Source organism: Priestia sp. JV24 (assembly GCF_025910025.1).
Lineage (GTDB): Bacteria > Bacillota > Bacilli > Bacillales > Bacillaceae_H > Priestia > Priestia megaterium.
Genome location: NZ_JAPCIN010000015.1, coordinates 179,061 through 197,651, shown reverse-complemented (window position 1 = coordinate 197,651; position 18,591 = coordinate 179,061). Strand labels below are relative to the sequence as shown.

Here is an 18,591-nt window from a genome sequence, read left to right as displayed (position 1 = left end):
AAAGTCTTTACGAGAAAAACAGCACCCGATTATTGAACGGAGTGCTGTTTTTGCTGCTGCATCAAATAAAGAGATTTATAATTGGGGTGATGTTTTAAAAGTTCTGAGACCGTTACAAATTTATACCCCTCTTCCTTTAACTTCGGTAAAATTTGTTTTAATGCTTCAATGGTTTGGGTTCGATCTCCTCCCGTATCATGAAACAATACAATATCTCCTGACCTGGCATGGTTAAGCACTTGACTTACAATTTTACCTACGCCTGGATTTCTCCAATCAAATGTATCTTGATGCCAAGACCAAAGAATAATGGTATACTGCTGATTTTTAGCAGCTTTTACTACCCGATCGTCATAATAGCCAGTAGGTGGGCGAAACAGGTAAGGTTTTATTCCTGTAATAGCTTGTATACGTTCATCCGCTTTTTCAATTTCTTGTTCAATTCTCTCTACTTCCTGGCCCCTTACTTTCAAATGGCTATATGTATGATTAGCAAGTTCATGACCTTCACGAACTTCTCTTTGAGCAAGCTTGGGAAAAGACGTTATTCGATCGCCCACTACAAAAAAAGTTGCTTTGGCACCGTACTTTTGCAATAAATTCAAAATGGTCGGCGTATATTTAGGATCTGGTCCATCATCAAATGTAAGCGCAATCAACTTTTCGTCTTTCATGGGAACTTCCCACACGATATCTCCTTTTTTTTCATAATAAAATCTGCTCTTCTTTGCAGCATCCGCCTGAATACCATAGAAATTAATGGAAACAATAATAATAATTGACAAGCACCATTTCACTCAATGACCTCCTTTTTTGTCTAGGTGTGATTCATGCGTATTGTCAATAAACGCTTTGATACCAACTGCAAATAATCGTTCATCACCCAAACACACGCGCTGTTGACGGCGATTAGCTGCAGAAGTTGATTTACGGTTTTTCATAGTCTTCTCTCCATTACTAATTGATTGTGTTTTTAGCTTTACCAAAAAGTCAAAAATAAACCTACGGGTTCTAACATGGCGAAAACATTTTTTTATAGTAACTACACGCTGTCTAGCGTTTTGAATAGGAGATATATACATGCGAAAATTTTATTTAGCTTTTCTGTTAATGATAAGCACAACCATGGTTATACTGCCTTCTGTTAAAGCAGTCAGTGAAAGCAACGAGAAACATCAGCAACTCACCGTAAGCGAACAAGGATATTCTCTTTCATTGCCCGGTGAATATACGCTTCAAAAAGAAGAGGATGGAAAAGATATTCTTTTTTCAACCAAGACTCCCTATACGTGGATGCGAATTGAAGTCCTTTCCGGGAAAGAAAGTACAAGTAAATCATATCTTGATCGTTCAAAAGAATTGTTTGATGACCAGTTTGGAAAATCGTTAAAAATTTCTTCTACATCCCTATTTATTCAACCTGTTGTGTTTGCATCTACATCAGGGAGTAAAAAAGAAACGGCAAAGCTGTATGTACTGAGAGAAACAAAGGGGCACCCTGCTTTAAAAATCACGATGGTTACAGCTAAAAATTCTGATGATGAAAAAAAGTTAATTTCAATTGTTAACTCAGTAAAAATGCATGAATGAAAATAGATAAGGAAGCCAGCTATGAAAAAAAAGATATTTCTTGTTTGCTTTATATGTTTGATGAGTGGCTGCTCAACTGCTTTTCGTGAAGAGCTTATTAACACACAAGAAGAAATTCCAAAAGAACGCCTGCCACAGCAAAAGTTCACCTATCCTTACAAAGGAAGCAGCAGAACAGATGCGGGTTATCTTAAAAGAAGCACCAATCAAAACTATACGCTTTACGTACTAGAAGGATACGAGTTTACAGAAGAAGAGCCACGAAGAGATGTCATTTACAACAAAAAAAATGATGCTTTGTGGATGCGGATTGAAGTGTTTCCACCAAATAAAAGTGTAAAGGAGATCAATAAAGAAACAAAAGAAATTTTAAGAGCTGGCTTTTCAGAAGTGGCTTCCCTTGATACACACCTCATTCATCATAACTTAGAGATAGCAGCTGCGTACAAAGCATCAGATGATAAAAGTAACGCATACGGTTTTCTCGTTCGAAAGCAAAATCAACACCCTACTTTCCGGTTAACGATCTTTGCTCCTAAATCTGAAAGAGATTTAACTCCATTTTTAGAAATGGCGAGAACGCTTCAAAATGCATAAAACAGAGAAAAAGTCGGTTTACAAAGTGTGTAAACCGACTTTTTCTTTATTTCATATCTAATAGTTTAGTTTTTAAATCTTTTTCCATTTGATACAGCTCTGATTCTGCCTCGGTACGCTTCGTACGTCCTTCTTCTTGTATCTTTAGCACTTCTTCTAACGTGGTAATCAAATCGGACTGCGTTTTTTTCAATGTTTCGATATCGACAATCCCCGCCTCGTTTTCACGAGCTACTTCAATCGTGTTCTGCTTGAGCAGCTCTGAATTTTTAGTAAGCAAGTCGTTTGTTGTCTTAGATACTTGCTTTTGGGCTTCCATTGCTTTCTTTTGGCGTAATAAAGTGGTTGCGATTACTACTTGATTTTTCCAAAGTGGAATAGCTGTTAAAATAGAGCTTTGAATTTTTTCCACAAGAGTCTGATTGACTTCTTGAATTAATCGAATCTGCGGTGCACTTTGAATGGCAATTTGACGGCTCAGTTTTAAATCATGCACTCGTTTTTCTAGCCTATTGATAAATTGATTTAAATCATTGACCTCCTGAGCCATCAAGTAGTCATTTTTTTGAGATGCTGTTTGCTGAAGCTGGGGCAGCGTTTCATTCTGCAGCGCCACTAACTTGTATTCGGCCGCTGCAATGTAGACGTTAAGCGCCTCGTAAAACTGTTTATTTTTATCATATAAGCTATCTAGCATCGTAATGTCTCGATACAGCATTTGTTTTGAGCGCTCTAACTTATCTGCAATTTTATCAATTTCAACATTAATGCTTTGATATTTTGTTAATAAATTTTGAATAGGCCTAGAGACTCCTGAAAATAATCGACCGATGACTCCTTTTTTCTTTGCAGAAAAATCATCGGGATTCACTTGGCGAATCTTACTCATTAAATCTCCTATAACGTCTCCTACTGGTCCCGTATCTTTCGTTTGTACATGCTGTAGTACAGATTGAGAAAACTGAGATAGTTCTGACTGAGCTGCTACCCCGTACTGTAAGATAGCCTGCTGATTTTTATAATCAATTTGATTTGCGATTTTCTGTGCTTTTTCCTGATATTCCGGCGTCAAATCATCGTATGTGTTTCTTTTTGCAGCGCGAGAGTCCGATTGTATCTGCGGGGTAGGCGACGCAAAAGGATCATCAAGCAGCGCATCTAACGATTGATTTTGATTATATTCTTTCATCATAAAATCCCATCCTTTGCATTTACGTTACTTTGTGCGATTAGTAGCTGTCGGTATATACGGCTGCTCTTCTTCAAATGCTTGTTTTAGCACTTTAAGCTCTACATCTAATGTCAGCTTATCTTGTGAAAGGGCATTTGTTAATAAATGCTCATACTTCCCTGATAACCCGCGCAGCATGTCTTCCGCTTCATGAAGACTTTCTTTTACTTCTATGCTTTTCGTTGGTTTTGATAATAAAAACATATACCTTTCAATGACGGTAACCGTTGATTGTAAGTAGTTCGTAAAAAAGGGCTGAACATCTTTATATCGTGCGGGCTCTTTTTCTACCATTTCAATGATGCTTTTACCTACTTTGTATAGTTTAGAAAGTTCTGTCCACATATGAACAGACCGAATTTTAAAACGATAGCTTCCAATGGTTCTTAATTGCTTTTTTGCCTCTTTTACTTGATGACGAACGTATGCAATTTCTTCTCTATACGGATTTTGATAATGACGTCGAGCACTGCTCATAATAAAAAACAGGCTCATCACAACCATTACTCCTATACTAATGCCAAGGGATTGAATCATCGTGGTACTAAATCCAAAATAGCTGACCGGAACGGCTACTGCTCCTGTTGCCCAAATGGCAAGAATCTTTTTTATGATTCGAACGACTTTCATCGCTTTCACTCCTATCTTAAATGTGACCGAACTTTTAAACGTATACATATTATACCATTGTCTTCCCGTGTCTTAAAACGATTACTATTATAATTTATATACGGATAAAACCTTTAAAGGTTTCATAAACCAAAAAAACAGGCAGCTATTAAAAGCTGCCTGTTTTTTATTGATCTTCGCGCTTGTTGTAATCATACTTCGAGCGTTCAATTGGTTTGAACCCTTCTGGTGTATGAAAGCGGAGTAAATCTCCGTAAACAAGTTTATCTGATAGTTCTAGCTTTTTCTTAACTAGTTCATCATACTTATCATACTGTTTCGCTTCCTTATCTGAAAGCTGCTTGCCCGTTGCGTTGTCATACACTTTCTGATCAACTTTTGTTACCTTAGGTGTAACAAAGTCACCGTTACGGAAAGGTACAACTTGCTGATGTTCTTTTGATAATAAGTCTGTACCAAAGTCAATATAGTCTTTTGTATCAAGACCTAATAAATGCATCACTGTTGGACGAACATCTACGTCTCCGCCATACGTATGATTTACGCCGCCTTTAAGGCCTGGTGAAGTAATAAATAATGGTACGCGCTGCAGCTGAGCTTGTTCAAAATCATTGATGTTTTTACCCATTACTTTGCCCATTGCACGCTTATGGTTTTCAGAAATACCGTAATGGTCACCGTACATCACAACCATCGTATTGTCTGCTAAACCAGAGGCCTGTAAATCCTCAAAGAATTGCTTAATTGATTCATCTAAATAACGAGCCGTTTGGAAGTATTGGTCAACTGACTTATCTCCCGTATTGTGAGGTCCAATCGTTTGGTCTTCCTTATCTAGCGGATAAGGGAAGTGGTTTGATAACGTAATGAACTTCGCGCTAAATGGCTGCTTTAAGCCTTTTAGGTACGGCATTGATTCTTTAAAGAATGGTTTATCTTTTAAACCATAGTTCAGCGTATCTTCGTCTGACATATTGTAATAAGCTGAATCAAAGAATTTTTCTACACCCATTGATTTATACATTTCATCACGGTTCCAGAACGATTTTCCATTTCCGTGGAACACAGATGTTGTATAGCCTTGCTGATCTAGAATACCAGATAGCGACTGATAGGTGTTATTTGCTTTTGTTGTAAATACAGAACCTTGAGGTAAGCCGAATAATGAGTTCTCCATCATGAATTCAGCATCTGACGTTTTACCTTGCCCTGTTTGATGGAAGAAGTTATCGAAATACATTGTGTTCTGATCTTTTAATAGTGAATTTAAGAATGGTGTTACTTCTTCACCATTTAACTTGTAACCAATCATAAATGACTGAAGTGACTCTAATGAAATATAGATGACGTTTTTGCCTTTTGCTTGACCGAAATATTCTTTGTTCGGCTCAGCATATGTTGCTTTTGCATAGTTCTCTACCTCAGCCACATCACTGCTATCTGCTAGCGCGCGCTGTGCTGAAGATTTCGAGCTCTGGATGATGTCATAGATCGTATAGTTATACGTTCCTAAATATTTTACTAAATAGTTGCGGTCAAATGTTCTTGTTAATAGTTGAGGGCGATCCATTTCCGCTAGTGCGATGTTGGCACTTAAGAATAAAATCCCTGATAAAAATACACCTGTCACAGTACGTCGACTAATTGTTGCTGGTAAGTCAACTTTTTTCCATAGTACTAAAACTAAAAGAATAAAGAAATCTGTGAAGTATAAAATATCAGTTGGGCTAATTAAAGCCATGGCACTGCCACCTAATTGACCAAAATTGTTTGACTGAGTCAATACAGGAACAGTAATAAAATCATTAAAGAAGCGATAGTATACTACATTTGCGTACAGGATGAATGAAAGTAAAAAATTCATTCCAAGCAGTGCTCGTACTTTTCCCCGCCCTTTAAATAGTAGTGCAATGGCAAAAAAGAAAATTGCCGAACCAATTGGGTTTATGAAAAGTAAAAACTTTTGCATAAAATTATCTAGCCCTAAGTTAAATTCGATACGATAAACGGTATACGTTTTAATCCAAAACAACAAAACTGCAATTAGAAATAACGGCAGCTGTTTCGAAAAAATATTTTTACCGTTTGTCATGAGCTGTTTCATATTCCCACCTCTGTCTCTATTGAAATTTAAGCTCACTTTTATTTTTATAGTAAATGTAAAAAGAAATCTCCCTTACAAAAAATGTAAGAGAGCTAATCTGTTCTTTCACATTTTAACTCTTTAAAAAAAATTGTCAACACCGCTACGTATAATTTTCACCAAACGTGAGAAAATAACTACTTTCTTATTCCCAGCTATATAGGCTTTCAAACACAAATGTTTCCTATGCTTTTTTTCTTCTCACTATTTAATACGGACAGCTTCTCTTTAAGTTTCACTATTTTATATTTATTTTTTATTTTGTCCACTATACATATAAATTTAACACTTGCCTTAGTTTTCCTTCTCCTTTACAAGAGAATGCATAAAAGCACTTGTGAATATTTGTTATACCAATACCTCTTATTTTCTTTTCTTTCTACAGTAAACCACATATTTTGAGTTATTTCTTTCTTTAAATTTGAAAAAAATGTGTCAGTTTGCATCGAAAATTTTTATTTTTTTACCTTTTTGTTTATAATATAAATTATAAATATTATTTGAAATTTCAGATCTCTTTAACGTCTGATCTAGAAAGTGCATTTTTTATATAAAATTGGAATGAGTATGGGCTATGCATGCTTGTATACCTAAAAGTTTAAACGTCTTACATTTTTATAAAGGAGAAAAAATGAAAGAGTGTATTGTTTTCATTACAAATATTATTAATGTATTGCACGACGGATTAATTTATATTTTTTATTTACTAGGATTTTCTCTTTCAGATAAAGAACTTCACTTCTGGATTATTGGTATTATTGGACTGCTCACGTTTTTAAGCGTTTATATGATCTTTAAATTATTGTCAAAGTGGAAATTTAGTATTACAGCTATTTCTTTTATCTATACCCTTACCGTTATGCTTGTCTTAGTTTTTGCCATTGAAATTCAGCAAGGAATTACCACCCGGGGCAATATGGAATTTGATGATGCCATAGCAGGTTTATGGGGATTTTTAGTCTTTTTTAGTATTTATATCGCCTTTGCTTCTTTTTTTCTTTTATCCAAGAGGTTGTTGTCTTCGAATAAGGAGAAAAAAATAAAAACCGAGGCCCCTACTCGTAGCCAAAGGCACGTGAATTAATTTCATTTGAGTTTCAAAACGACTTGATGAATTCGTATTCGATTATATCGTTGAACCAAAATAAACGGTACGTTTGCGACAATCGCATAAATAACCATCCAAACACCTATAGAAGGAGAGTTCCATATAAAAAAAAGAATAGAAGGAAGTATGCTGATCCAGTGAGTTAACTCTGCTCGATTTGTTTCAATTAAAAAAAGCTGTGCATATTCCTTCGTTCTACTCTCCCATTTCTTTTTATAAAATCCTCGTTTAAATAGCTTTCCTGCATCAGGAAGCCACGTTTTCCATCGGTGCACCCCGAATTTTTTATATATCCCAACTGTTTCCCAGCTTTGAACCTTAAACAGCGCAAGGTCCTTCTTTAAATAAAAGGTAGAAATTTTTGTGCATCTGTAGGCGATCAACATGTGAATCACAAACCATGCCATGATATTAATTAAGAGCTGAGCACCTGTCATTTTATCACTTTCTTCTTTTTTTCTTCTTCTATAGATATGCTGCGTTCTTTCCATTTAACTTGCTTTCTCACCGCCGTTTGGACGAAAGACCATACGAATAGACCCAGAAAAAACAGTACATGAATAGGAAATAAGCACAAAGAAAAAAAAGTAAACGAACCTATTTTTCTTAAGCTATTAAATAAGAGGCTTACATAGCAAACATAGCTGCTAATTGCCAAGCCTGCATGTTGATTCCATAGAGTAGGTAAAAAAAGGATATAATTAATCATGCTAGTAAGCCACAAGCTTACTAGAAATAAATAAATGGCTTCCGTTTTCCCCGCACCTGAAGCAAAACTTTTACTCCACCCTCTTATAAGGCCTTTCATACCATTTGGATACATGCGCATGGAAAGAGCTCCCTGTCCGCTCATACACGTAATAAATTCACCTTGTTTGTTCATTTTCTCAACTAGCGCCATATTTTCAACCACTTCTTTTTTTATCCCTTCGTGGCCTCCGCTTTGAAAGTAGGAGGCTGCGCTGCAAAGCAAGCACTGCCCGAAACCGACAGAAGGACTTTTCCAATTTTTAAAGGGATGAAACGCGCCAATCGATGCAAACGTAACATAGTGAAATAAAGCAGAAAACATTTCATAAGGCCTCTTAACAAGGTGATAAGGATGAACCGATAGCACACCCCCTTGCTGTTGATAATAGAAAAACACTTTTTCAATTCCGTCGTTCTCTACTGTAATATCAGCATCTAAAAACAAAAGCACCGAGCCTTTTGCTTCTCGTGCTCCATTCCAGCATGCCCATGACTTTCCTAGCCACCCAGCTGGAAGTGCGCCCGGTTGCACTACTTTTACGCCAAATGCTTTGGCTACCCTCTCAGTATTATCTGTTGAGTTGTCATCTACAACAATCACTTCAAAGTCAGCGTTCCGTAACTGGAGTGACTGCAATAAAAAGGTAAGGTTTCTTTCTTCATTTCTAGCTGGAATAATAATGGACAAACATGACATATCGTTTCTTCCTATTTTTACACGTTTAAATGTAGGGATAGTGATGACAAGCGTAGCTGTCAAGACAAGAGCAACCAGTAAAAAAGACATCCTTTTCTCCTTTCCTTCACGTATGAAAATTAGCGAACTGGACAAAATAAAAAGTTGTAGACCTATTTTTATTTTGCGTGAAGTCATTTTATACACATTGTTGACAACTCGCTTTTGTTTTATAAGGAGGAAAAATATGGAAAAGAAAGTAATTGTTGTAGGCGCAGGTTTAGGTGGTCTGTCAGCTGCTATTCGTCTGTCAGCTGATGGATATGATGTAACAGTCGTTGAAAAAAGCAAGCGAATTGGCGGTAAGTTAAATATTCGCAGCGGCAAAGGATTTTCTTTCGATACGGGACCTTCTATTTTAACAATGCCGTGGGTGCTAGAGCAGCTGTTTGACAGTGCAGGCCGCAATATCCACGACTACTTAACAATAGAACGAATTGAGCCTCAGTGGAGAACTTTTTTCCAAGATGGAACACAAATTGATTTGACCAGTGACCTTCCTCGCATGCTTCAGCAGCTTCAAGAACTTGCTCCAGAAGACATTGAAGGTTTTTTTGACTATTTATCTTATGCAAATAAAATGTATGAATCGAACTTAAAAAGTTTTTATAAAAAAAGTTTATCTGGACTTCACGATTTACGAACGATGCACACGGTAAAAGAACTGCTTCAAATGGATCCAATGAGATCTATGGATGCTACTACACGCAAATATTTTTCAAACAAACATTTGCGTCAATTGTTTAATTTTTTAATTATGTACATCGGTTCTTCTCCTTATCATGCACCAGCTGTATTAACACAGCTTGCTCATGTTCAGCTAGGATTAGGTATTTATTACGTAAAAGGCGGAATGTACAAAATTGCTGAAGCGATGGATAAGCTCCTTCAAGAACTCGGCGTCACTGTACATCTAAATACGCCGGTAAAAGAAATCACAACAAGCGGAGCAAAGGCAACTGGAATTGCACTAGAAAATGGCGAGAATCTATCAGCAGATATTGTGCTATCTAATCTAGAAGCAATTCCAACTTACCGCTATTTATTAAAAAATCATGCGCAAGCAGCTAAGCAAACTCAGCAGCTTGCAAAATTTGAACCTACTGTTTCTGGCCTTGTTCTTTTATTAGGGGTTAACAAACAGTACAAGCAGCTTCAACATCATAATTTCTTCTTCTCAAAGGATCAGAAAGAAGAGTTTGATACAATCTTTAACAAAGGTCAAGTAGCCATGGATCCGACAATTTACATTGGCGTATCGTCTAAATCAGACCCTACGCAAGCTCCTGAAGGAAAAGAAAACCTGTTCGTTCTTACTCATGTACCTCCTTTAAAAGAAGGAGACGACTGGGCTGCATTAAAAGACCGCTACCGTGATGTCGTATTGAAAAAGCTTGAGGCAATGGGATTAGAAGACTTACGTTCAAGCATTGAGTTTGAATATACGTTTACTCCTAACGATATCCAGGAGCTTTACGGTTCTAACGGCGGGTCCATTTATGGCATAGCAACTGACCGTAAGAAAAATGGAGGTTTTAAAATTCCGGCAAGAAGTCAGCTTCTTTCTAACCTTTATTTTGTAGGCGGCTCTACACACCCTGGAGGCGGCGTGCCAATGGTGACATTATCTGGTCAGCTTACAGCGGACGCAATTAATGAAGATTTTCAGATTCCTCGTATGCAAAAAGATATTGGATAATGAAAAAGTGCAGGAAATTCCTGCACTTTTGTTAAAAGTTCATTTTTGACTGTCCACCGTCCACGTTTAACGTCGCACCAACTATCCATGAAGCTTTAGAAGATGCTAAAAAGGCAACGGCGTTTGCCACTTCTTCCGGCTCTCCAAAGCGCCCTGCTGGTATTTCGTTTTCAACAAATTGTTTAATCTTTTCCGGATTTTCATCCATTCTTTTTTTCCAATTACCCGTTTCATGCAAAATGCTTCCCGGCGCTACTCCATTTACACGAATTCCTTTAGAAATCATTTCATCTGCAAACGACTTTGTAAAGCTGATAAGTGCTGATTTTGCGTTATTGTACGTGACTTTCCCTCCACTTTCTCTTCCGAAAATAGACGTAACATTAACGATTGCCGCATCTTTTGTCATACGCGTCGCTGCTAGCTTGCTCAAGTGGACAGCTGAAAAGTAGTTAAGCTCCATTGCTTCTTTGAAAAGGGATAAATCTGTTTCCATGGCGGTGCTTCCATTACTTCCTCCAGCGTTATTAATTAAAATATCAATGCTTCCGAAATCGTTAATGAACTTCTCAATTAATGCAACTCTGTCTGATTCGTTTGTTAGGTCTGCTGTATATGTACGCACGTTTTCTAATTCTGACTGTGCATCCTGTAACGCTTCCTCTCCTCTTGCCGCAATTCCAACGTTTGCTCCTTCTTGAATAAACAAAGCAGCAATAGCCTTCCCAATTCCTTTTGACCCGCCGGTAATAAGTACATTTTTACTTTGCAACTGTAAATCCACACGTATCCCTCCACGTTAAATGATAATTACTATACTTTCTATCATAGCTCACTGCATGTCAAAATTAAAATCATATACTGTTTTACCTTTTTACTCCTTTTAAATCACCGCGTTTTATGGATACATTCTTTGAATTTATTGTCAGAAGCCTTAGCAAAAACAAGCCACGGCGTGATATAATGCTTTTTGGTGTAAATGTTTTCAAATTGGGGGTTTTTTAATGCAACAAACGTTTTCAACGTCTCAAAAAGTTAAGCAGTTCGTTTTTATTTTATTTCCGATATTGGTCACCCAGTTTGGAATGTTTTCAATGACTTTTTTTGATACGATGATGTCAGGAAGGGTAAGTGCAGATGACTTGGCAGGGGTAGCAATTGGTTCAAGCTTATGGGTACCTGTTTTTACAGGGCTAAGCGGAATTTTAATGTCTATTACGCCAATTGTTGCACAGCTTGTCGGAGCTAATCAAAAGAAAAAAGTTCCGTTCTCCGTCATTCAAGGGCTTTATGTCTCCATTTTAATGGCCGTTGTTATTATTTTAATCGGCTTTTTTGTTGTTGATCCTATTTTAAAAGGGATGAATTTAGAAGCAAACGTAATGCGCATTGCCAAACAGTATTTAATTGCTTTATCTTTTGGTATTATTCCGCTTTTTATTTATACGGTTTTACGAAACTTTATTGATGCTTTAGGGCAAACTCGTACGTCTATGCTTATCACCATTTTAGGGCTTCCGGTTAATGTAGCTTTAAACTATGTATTAATCTTCGGTAAGCTGGGCTTCCCCCACTTGGGTGGAGTAGGCTCTGGTTATGCAACTGCCGTTACGTATTGGTGCATACTCATTGTATCCATTGTAATTATTCATAAAAAAGAACCTTTTTCTAACTTCGATTTATTTAAAAGATTTCATCGTATCTCTTTTCCTACTTGGAAAGAAATATTAAAAATTGGTTTACCTATCGGTTTTTCGGTCTTTTTCGAAACAAGTATTTTTTCAGCCGTCACGCTGTTTATGAGCTCATATAATACCATTACGATCGCTTCTCACCAAGCAGCTATTAATTTTGCCTCATTTCTCTATATGATTCCGCTGAGTATTTCTATGGCTTTAACGATTGTTGTGGGATTTGAAGCAGGTGCTAAGCGGCATCAAGATGCACGAAGCTATAGCAGGATCGGTGTAACTATCGCTGTTGGCATGGCTTTTGTTTGCGCAGGTCTTTTATTTACTCTGCGAGAATCAGTAGCTTCTTTGTATACAAAAGATGCAGAGGTACTCGCATTAACTTCTCATTTTTTGATTTATGCAATTTTCTTTCAGCTTTCTGATGCTCTTCAAGCTCCTATTCAAGGCGCTCTACGAGGATATAAGGATGTAAATGTTACCTTTTTAATGTCCTTGGTATCTTATTGGGTAATTGGTCTACCTTTAGGCATTGTTTTAGCAAAATACACCGATTTGCAGGCGTTGGGCTATTGGATTGGACTAATTGCGGGGCTTGCTGCAGGAGCAACAGGACTTGCGTATCGTTTGATAAAAATACAAAAAAAGCAGCTGCTAGAGGAGAATAAATCTTCTCGAACGGCTTAATCAAAAAAAGAACGTTCTCAAAAGAACGTTCTTTTTTAGTTTAAAAATGGATTGATACTCTTCCTTATACTAAGGCCTAAAACTTCTTATTTATTTAAGGTACGCTCTAACTCTTGTAAAAGCTGTTCCGCACCTTTTTTACTTAACACAACGTTTCCATTCCCAAAGGTTAAGTTTTCACGCGTAATTTCCCCAGTTACTAAGCAAGCACCATACGGGCTATACTTTTGTAAAATAATAATATCTTCATCAACATATATTTCTACTGGATCACCTGTGTTGATATTTAAAATGCGGCGCAATTCAATAGGAATTACTACGCGACCCAATTCATCTACTTTTCTTACAATTCCTGTAGACTTCATAAAATCCATTCCTTTCATAGTAAACAAATAATATCTTCTCGATACAAATCTAGTCAAATTCGTCAGAGTTGCTAAAACCAAAATGCTTGAATGATGGTCTGATAACGGTTTATAAGTTCTTAAAATATGGCAAATAACGTATTAAATAGATTTATATACACTTTGTATCATATCAATTCGTACACTATTTATGAATAGTGCATAATCTTTAAAATCGAATTCATCCATATATGTTAAAAGTGTGTATTTTATCCATAATATAACTATATATCCATCTTTTACACTACTTTGTACCCATTTTATAACTTTTATTCCGACATAAGACGACAAAATCAGCTATAGAAAAAACGTGTCTTTTCTAACTAAAGACACGTTCATTTGGACCCGAAGTTGTCACGAATAGCTTTTTGAATCATAGCTTCACACCGCTCCAGCTCTACTTTTAATTGTTTTTTATATAATTTAGCTTTCTCTTCTCCCTCATTTGTAAATGTATAATAAACCACTTCTTGAAGCTTCATTCCTTCTTTTTTACGCTTCACCTGTTTGAGGACACCGTCTTCAATCAAGTCATGAAGAGCTTTGTATACCTCAGAATGATTAGGTTTGAACCCAAAAGGGCGAAATTCATCTCTCAACACATCTAATAACCGAAGGCCATACAGACGCTCTTGCTCCGTCATTGTAATCATATATAATTTTAAGAAAGCACGTTGTTTTAATAGAAAACCACTGGATGTACGCTTTTCTCTCATCTCAACTTCCTCCTTCACATACTTGCTTTCATTCAGGATAATAGAAAGCTCTATACGTAATTATACTTTTTTTATTCTACATAATCCTTCTTTTTCACTCAAAATCTCTTTTTTTTCTCACATTTTTTCACTTATTTACGTGTTTTTCTCATTTTTTGTAAGCAGGCATTGAATTTTCTTTTTTTCATATATATAGAAGGAATTTACGTGAATATAAGGAGGGTTTCCTTTGAGTAAAAAATATGAAGAGATTGATTGGGGTTCGATTCAGCATAAGGTAGAAGATATGCTTGGAAATCACTTTTGGAGCGATTTAAATCACATCTTGCCCAAGCGATTTCCAAACGTCGACTTATATGAAACTGATAAAGAAGGCATTATTGTCGTTGAGGTTCCTGGACTGCATTCAACTAACGACATTCAAATCAAGTTGGACGCAAATATATTAACAGTTGAAGGAAACGTTCCTTATGCTTATGAAGCATCTAAACAAAAGTTAAAGCTCAACGAGCGCCATACAGGCGTATTTTCTCGCACGGTCAAACTTCCTTTTCACTACACAGACGAACCAGTTCGCGCTAAGTACAAAAATGGATTATTGGAAATTCGACTGAATAAGATAGAAAATGATCAAACCATTGCTATACAATTTGAAGATGATTAACTGCACGTAACAAAAACCCTTCTGTTAGCAGAAGGGTTTTTGTTAGAGCGCTGAACTTAACACAATGTTTCCTTTTGGCGTCTTATTATTCGCGTTCGGTTCTAAAGTAATTGCCATAACATCCCACTTTTCAGTCTGTTCTTTTTGGCTCATCGTATAGACCACTGTCCCGTTTCCATTTTTATCTGTTACAAAAGCACCTGCCGGATGAGGCTTATCACCTTTTATGAGCCACACCTGATAGACTTCATTCCCCTTTACGTTTTTCAAGTTATTCGCTTGAATAACCACATTTAGATTTCCACCCTTTTTCGTAAGAGATGCTGTTGCTTCGCCAGAAACGTTCGGCTCTGCCTGCAGCTTCATTGTTTTTTCAGATGTAAGAGGTTCGTTTTGAGGAGCAACCGAAACATTTGGCTCTTGTTTGCCTTTGTCTCCATCTTTCAACAGAAAGTAGCTGTTTCCTGCAAGAGATAAAAGAAGTGCCGCAGCTAATCCAATAATGATGGACTTTTTATTTGATTTCTTAGACGCAGCATGTTGTTTTTCATTTTTTAAAGCGATTGGTTCCCTCTTTGTCTCGCCTTGTTCTTCTTCGAATACATTCGCAAGTATTCGCTGTTTCATTTCTGGCGGAGGAGATTGTTCTGGTGTCAAATACGTTAGATCTCCAAGAACTTCCTCTAGCTCTCTTAGTTCTTCTTGACAGCTTTGACAGTTTTTTAAGTGCATTTCAAACTCTTTTTTCTCATGGGAAGTCAACTGATCATTATAGTAATCAATTAGTTTATTGCACATACTCATGAATCAGCTCTCCCTTCTGCATCAGTACCTAAATATGTTTTTAATTTCCGCAACGCTAATCGCACCCTACCCTTTACTGTTCCTAATGGGATTTGCTGCTCTTCTGCTACTTTTTGCTGCGTTAATCCCTTAAAATAAACGGATTGAATAATCTTTTTTTGGTCTTCAGACAATTTTGATACAGCGTGCCGTACTCTCTGCTGTTCTTCTTTCCACTGAAGCTGCTCGTCAATCTGAGGATAATCATCTTCAATAAAATCAAAAATTTCTTCTGAGAAAATAGGATCGTTTTTTCTTTTTCTTACAATATCAATCGCGGTGTTTCTTGTAATCGTAAACAGCCATGATGAAAACTTCCCTTTTTCATCGCTGTAAACTCCCTTTCCTCTCCACAGCTTAATAAACACTTCTTGAACAGCTTCTTCAGCAATATCAGAGCTATTTGTTAACCGGTATATAAACGAATAAAGAATTCGCTCATACTTGTCATACAGCAGTTCAAGGGCTTTTTTGTCTCGTTCTTTTATTCTATTGTATAAGACAACGTCGTTTTGCTCTTTCATACCCTTCTCCTTTAACTCTTATGAGTCCTTATTATATAATCGAATTACCTTTGAATTTGGATCACTTTCATATCTTTTAAACGTACCTTTATTTTTCAAAAATGACAAGTAATTATACTTTTTGTATGGAATAGGAGCGAAATCGTCCGATGAAACATTTAATTCTTTTTGATGGTATATGTAATTTATGTAATAGCAGTGTTCAATATATTATTAAACATGATGAACAAGCTTTGTTTTCTTTCGCTTCTCTTCAATCAGATTTCGGAAAGCAGCAGCTAGCCTCTCACGGCTTACTTCCTGAGCAATTAGACAGCATTGTATATATTCATGGAAACCAAAGATATGTAAAGTCAACGGCTGCTTTAAAAATCGCCAAGCGCTTAGATGGACCCGTTAAATTTTTATATGCTTTCATTATCATTCCTGCACCTATTCGAGATATAGTATACAACTGGATCGCTCGTAACCGATATAAGTGGTTTGGCAAACAGCAGCACTGCATGCTCCCAACTTCTGATATGAAAAAGCGGTTTGTTGATGACTAAAAAAGTTTGGGGCATAGAGAAAAAACAGTTCCAAAGAGGAATATATGTGTGTTAAGGAAGTCTATTCATTAAAAAATCCGAACTGATTCAACATTCCAATGAAAGAATGCTGAACTATAGTTCGGATTTTTCAGCTAACATATGGTTGTACGAGCTTTTTTAGCTTCCACCCATTGCTTTTTTATTCGTTGCTTCAATTGCCTGCTTTATTATTAGGGAAAAGTCTTGTTCTTTCATCACTTTTAACCCTTCGGCAGTAGCGCCGCCTGGAGTTGTTACTTGCTCTCTTAAAGACGCAGGATCTTTGGTTTCATGCAGCATTTGTACAGAGCCATACATCATTTGAATAACTAAATCTTTGGCTGTTTTTTCGTCCACACCGTAAGCAGTAGTTGCATCAATTAACGATTCTGCAAAATAATATAAAAACGCCGGTGCACTGCCAGTTACAGCCGTTAGCTCATGTACTTCTTTCTCTGAACACTCATGCGCTTTACCAATTCCTTTTAAAATCATTTGAAGCACTTCTTTATGCTCTTTTGTGGCAGAAGTTCCAAGTGTATATAGTGACATCGATTGTCTAATCATAGCAGCTGTATTTGGCATAATCCAAGCGACAGGCGTATCCTGCGGAAGATGACTTTCTAAGTAACTCGGACCAATCCCTGCCGCTAACGTTACGACAAATTGTTGATTTAAATGAGTCGAAAGTTCCTTGAGCACGGAAGGATGGGCCTCGGGAGGCATCGCTAAAATAATAACATCCGAATTGTCAACTTCTTGGCACCAATTTTGCGTCGTGTGTACGCCGTACGTTGTTTCAACACGCTGTAACCGCTCAATATCTCCGTTGTTTGACATCACCACTGCCTCAATACTGTCAGCGCTGCTCGTAACCAAACCAGCCGCTACAGCTTCAGCCATTCGTCCTGCTCCAATAAATAAAATTCGCTGTTTTTTCATCTGTTACTCCCAGTTATATGTCCAGAATTCTTCTCTAGTTAATAAACGTTCCATTTGCGGATAGTCAGATAAGCGATCGAAGTCAATTGCGTTCATCATTCCTTCTGTTTGAGAACGATGGGCTTTTAACGCTTCAATTTTTTTATCTTTCATCGCTGTTACATCAAAAATAACATCTGGTTCTCCAATATGTTCAATACGATCTTTCGAAAACGCATGACACCAAACAACCGGACGCTTTTCTTTTGGCATACGTTTTACCGCTTGAATTGTAGCTGCACCCGTAGCATTATGATCAGGGTGTACCGCAAAGCCAGGGTAATGTGTTAAAATGTGAGTCGGCTTTACATCGTTAATGATTTCTTCAATTTTATCTGCAAAAACATCAATATCAAGAAATTCCAGCGTTTTATCACGAAGCCCTAGCATACGCAAGTCTTGAATATCTAAAACGTTCGCTAAATCTAAAAGTTCTTTTTTTCGGATTTGAGGTAAAGTTTCACGGTTAGCAAACAGCGGTCTACCCATATTTCGTCCCATTTCACCTAGCGTAACACAGGCATATGTAACGGGCGTTCCTTTTTGTCTAGCTTGCGTGATCATTCCTGCTGCTCCATATGCTTCATCGTCAGGATGCGGAAATACAATTAATAATCTTTCTTCCATATTCTATTCTCCTCTCTTTTCTCTTATGAAAACGGATGTTCACTTAATTGAAGGGCAACTGCTAAACGACCTTCAAAGTCATGCCCAGCTAGAAGAAGTCGGCCTTCTTCATCAATTTCCCAATCTGTTAATCCCTCTGCATAAATCCATCCTAAATCAATTTGAAGACCTACACGATAAGGACCTTCTCCAGTTATCTTTCCGTTTGAAATAGTGACTTTACCATTGCGAATAAAAGCCCCAACTGTCATTACTTTTTCATTTACGTGTGAAGCATATGCACCGTTTGTCGTTTCAAGGTGTACATATACGTCTTTATTTAAAAATGTTTGTATTTTTTTTTGGACTGTTTCTTTATGAATTGGTTGCACGCTTGTTACTCCTTTCTCATGTTCATAAAT

22 protein-coding genes are annotated in these 18,591 nt (G+C 37.0%); 7 read left to right on the top strand and 15 right to left on the bottom strand.

What is annotated here, in order from left to right:
* Window positions 1–29: 29 nt before the first annotated feature.
* Window positions 30–797 (bottom strand): polysaccharide deacetylase family protein, encoded by a 768-nt coding sequence (locus OK414_RS10350; protein WP_013056735.1) that lies wholly within the window; start codon window positions 795–797, stop codon window positions 30–32.
* Window positions 798–941, bottom strand: coding sequence for a hypothetical protein (locus OK414_RS10345; RefSeq protein ID WP_013056734.1), 144 nt, complete (start codon window positions 939–941; stop codon window positions 798–800).
* Window positions 942–1,080: 139 nt separating this feature from the next.
* On the opposite strand from OK414_RS10345, the gene OK414_RS10340 reads away from it, so the two are divergent.
* Entirely contained in the window at window positions 1,081–1,590 is a 510-nt protein-coding gene (locus tag OK414_RS10340; RefSeq protein ID WP_034652689.1) for a hypothetical protein, read from the top strand.
* A gap of 21 nt (window positions 1,591–1,611) precedes the next feature.
* The gene (locus OK414_RS10335) at window positions 1,612–2,187 is read left to right on the top strand and encodes a hypothetical protein (RefSeq protein ID WP_034652690.1); all 576 of its coding nucleotides are present in this window, start codon (window positions 1,612–1,614) and stop codon (window positions 2,185–2,187) included.
* A gap of 46 nt (window positions 2,188–2,233) precedes the next feature.
* Here OK414_RS10335 and OK414_RS10330 read toward each other — a convergent pair whose 3' ends face one another.
* The 3 genes from OK414_RS10330 to OK414_RS10320 all read right to left on the bottom strand — a co-directional run bounded on the left by OK414_RS10330 (window position 2,234) and on the right by OK414_RS10320 (window position 6,152).
* Window positions 2,234–3,379, bottom strand: a complete 1,146-nt coding sequence (locus OK414_RS10330) for a toxic anion resistance protein (RefSeq protein ID WP_047933188.1) — start codon at window positions 3,377–3,379, stop codon at window positions 2,234–2,236.
* A gap of 24 nt (window positions 3,380–3,403) precedes the next feature.
* Window positions 3,404–4,048: a 5-bromo-4-chloroindolyl phosphate hydrolysis family protein gene (locus tag OK414_RS10325; protein ID WP_013082869.1), complete on the bottom strand. Its 645-nt coding sequence runs from the start codon at window positions 4,046–4,048 to the stop codon at window positions 3,404–3,406.
* 166 nt (window positions 4,049–4,214) lie between these two features.
* Window positions 4,215–6,152: an LTA synthase family protein gene (locus OK414_RS10320; RefSeq protein ID WP_013056729.1), complete on the bottom strand. Its 1,938-nt coding sequence runs from the start codon at window positions 6,150–6,152 to the stop codon at window positions 4,215–4,217.
* Window positions 6,153–6,822: 670 nt separating this feature from the next.
* Between OK414_RS10320 and OK414_RS10315 the strand changes: the two genes are divergently transcribed.
* Entirely contained in the window at window positions 6,823–7,275 is a 453-nt protein-coding gene (locus OK414_RS10315) for a hypothetical protein (protein ID WP_013082868.1), read from the top strand.
* A 2-nt stretch (window positions 7,276–7,277) separates the two neighbouring features.
* Here the strand turns inward: OK414_RS10315 and OK414_RS10310 are convergent, their stop codons facing one another.
* Both OK414_RS10310 and OK414_RS10305 read right to left on the bottom strand, forming a co-directional pair.
* Complete coding sequence (locus OK414_RS10310; RefSeq protein WP_234943509.1) at window positions 7,278–7,790, bottom strand: glycosyl-4,4'-diaponeurosporenoate acyltransferase; 513 nt, start codon at window positions 7,788–7,790, stop codon at window positions 7,278–7,280.
* Window positions 7,733–8,836 (bottom strand): glycosyltransferase, encoded by a 1,104-nt coding sequence (locus tag OK414_RS10305; protein WP_034652695.1) that lies wholly within the window; start codon window positions 8,834–8,836, stop codon window positions 7,733–7,735. Before OK414_RS10305 ends, OK414_RS10310 begins: the two co-directional genes overlap by 58 nt.
* Window positions 8,837–8,972: 136 nt before the next feature.
* Here OK414_RS10305 and OK414_RS10300 point away from each other — a divergent pair, with 136 nt between their 5' ends.
* Window positions 8,973–10,484: a phytoene desaturase family protein gene (locus tag OK414_RS10300; protein WP_095379564.1), complete on the top strand. Its 1,512-nt coding sequence runs from the start codon at window positions 8,973–8,975 to the stop codon at window positions 10,482–10,484.
* A 31-nt stretch (window positions 10,485–10,515) separates the two neighbouring features.
* Here the strand turns inward: OK414_RS10300 and OK414_RS10295 are convergent, their stop codons facing one another.
* The gene (locus OK414_RS10295; RefSeq protein WP_013082864.1) at window positions 10,516–11,268 is read right to left on the bottom strand and encodes an SDR family NAD(P)-dependent oxidoreductase; all 753 of its coding nucleotides are present in this window, start codon (window positions 11,266–11,268) and stop codon (window positions 10,516–10,518) included.
* A 220-nt stretch (window positions 11,269–11,488) separates the two neighbouring features.
* On the opposite strand from OK414_RS10295, the gene OK414_RS10290 reads away from it, so the two are divergent.
* Window positions 11,489–12,862, top strand: coding sequence for an MATE family efflux transporter (locus OK414_RS10290; RefSeq protein ID WP_263045574.1), 1,374 nt, complete (start codon window positions 11,489–11,491; stop codon window positions 12,860–12,862).
* Window positions 12,863–12,948: 86 nt separating this feature from the next.
* On the opposite strand, the gene OK414_RS10285 is transcribed toward OK414_RS10290, so the two are convergent.
* Window positions 12,949–13,227: an AbrB/MazE/SpoVT family DNA-binding domain-containing protein gene (locus OK414_RS10285; protein ID WP_025752053.1), complete on the bottom strand. Its 279-nt coding sequence runs from the start codon at window positions 13,225–13,227 to the stop codon at window positions 12,949–12,951.
* Window positions 13,228–13,601: 374 nt separating this feature from the next.
* On the bottom strand, window positions 13,602–13,982 hold the full coding sequence (locus OK414_RS10280; RefSeq protein WP_013056721.1) for a helix-turn-helix transcriptional regulator: 381 nt from the start codon (window positions 13,980–13,982) through the stop codon (window positions 13,602–13,604).
* A gap of 229 nt (window positions 13,983–14,211) precedes the next feature.
* Between OK414_RS10280 and OK414_RS10275 the strand changes: the two genes are divergently transcribed.
* A complete protein-coding gene (locus OK414_RS10275) occupies window positions 14,212–14,646 on the top strand; it encodes an Hsp20/alpha crystallin family protein (protein WP_013082862.1) in 435 nt (144 codons plus the stop codon).
* A gap of 42 nt (window positions 14,647–14,688) precedes the next feature.
* Here the strand turns inward: OK414_RS10275 and OK414_RS10270 are convergent, their stop codons facing one another.
* Both OK414_RS10270 and OK414_RS10265 read right to left on the bottom strand, forming a co-directional pair.
* Window positions 14,689–15,450 carry an anti-sigma factor gene (locus OK414_RS10270; RefSeq protein ID WP_016763846.1) on the bottom strand — a complete coding sequence of 254 codons (762 nt, stop codon included), beginning with the start codon at window positions 15,448–15,450 and terminating at the stop codon, window positions 14,689–14,691.
* A complete protein-coding gene (locus OK414_RS10265) occupies window positions 15,447–16,013 on the bottom strand; it encodes an RNA polymerase sigma factor (RefSeq protein WP_016763845.1) in 567 nt (188 codons plus the stop codon). The genes OK414_RS10270 and OK414_RS10265 overlap by 4 nt, the downstream gene beginning before the upstream one ends.
* 149 nt (window positions 16,014–16,162) lie before the next feature.
* On the opposite strand from OK414_RS10265, the gene OK414_RS10260 reads away from it, so the two are divergent.
* Window positions 16,163–16,561, top strand: a complete 399-nt coding sequence (locus OK414_RS10260; protein WP_013082859.1) for a thiol-disulfide oxidoreductase DCC family protein — start codon at window positions 16,163–16,165, stop codon at window positions 16,559–16,561.
* Between the two features lie 159 nt (window positions 16,562–16,720).
* Here the strand turns inward: OK414_RS10260 and proC are convergent, their stop codons facing one another.
* The 3 genes from proC to OK414_RS10245 are packed head-to-tail and all read right to left on the bottom strand — an operon-like array spanning window position 16,721 to window position 18,561.
* A complete protein-coding gene (proC, locus tag OK414_RS10255; RefSeq protein WP_034652707.1) occupies window positions 16,721–17,524 on the bottom strand; it encodes a pyrroline-5-carboxylate reductase in 804 nt (267 codons plus the stop codon).
* Between the two features lie 3 nt (window positions 17,525–17,527).
* Window positions 17,528–18,190, bottom strand: coding sequence for a bacillithiol biosynthesis deacetylase BshB2 (bshB2, locus tag OK414_RS10250; RefSeq protein ID WP_013056715.1), 663 nt, complete (start codon window positions 18,188–18,190; stop codon window positions 17,528–17,530).
* 23 nt (window positions 18,191–18,213) lie between these two features.
* The gene (locus OK414_RS10245) at window positions 18,214–18,561 is read right to left on the bottom strand and encodes a YojF family protein (RefSeq protein WP_013056714.1); all 348 of its coding nucleotides are present in this window, start codon (window positions 18,559–18,561) and stop codon (window positions 18,214–18,216) included.
* Window positions 18,562–18,591: the final 30 nt, after the last annotated feature.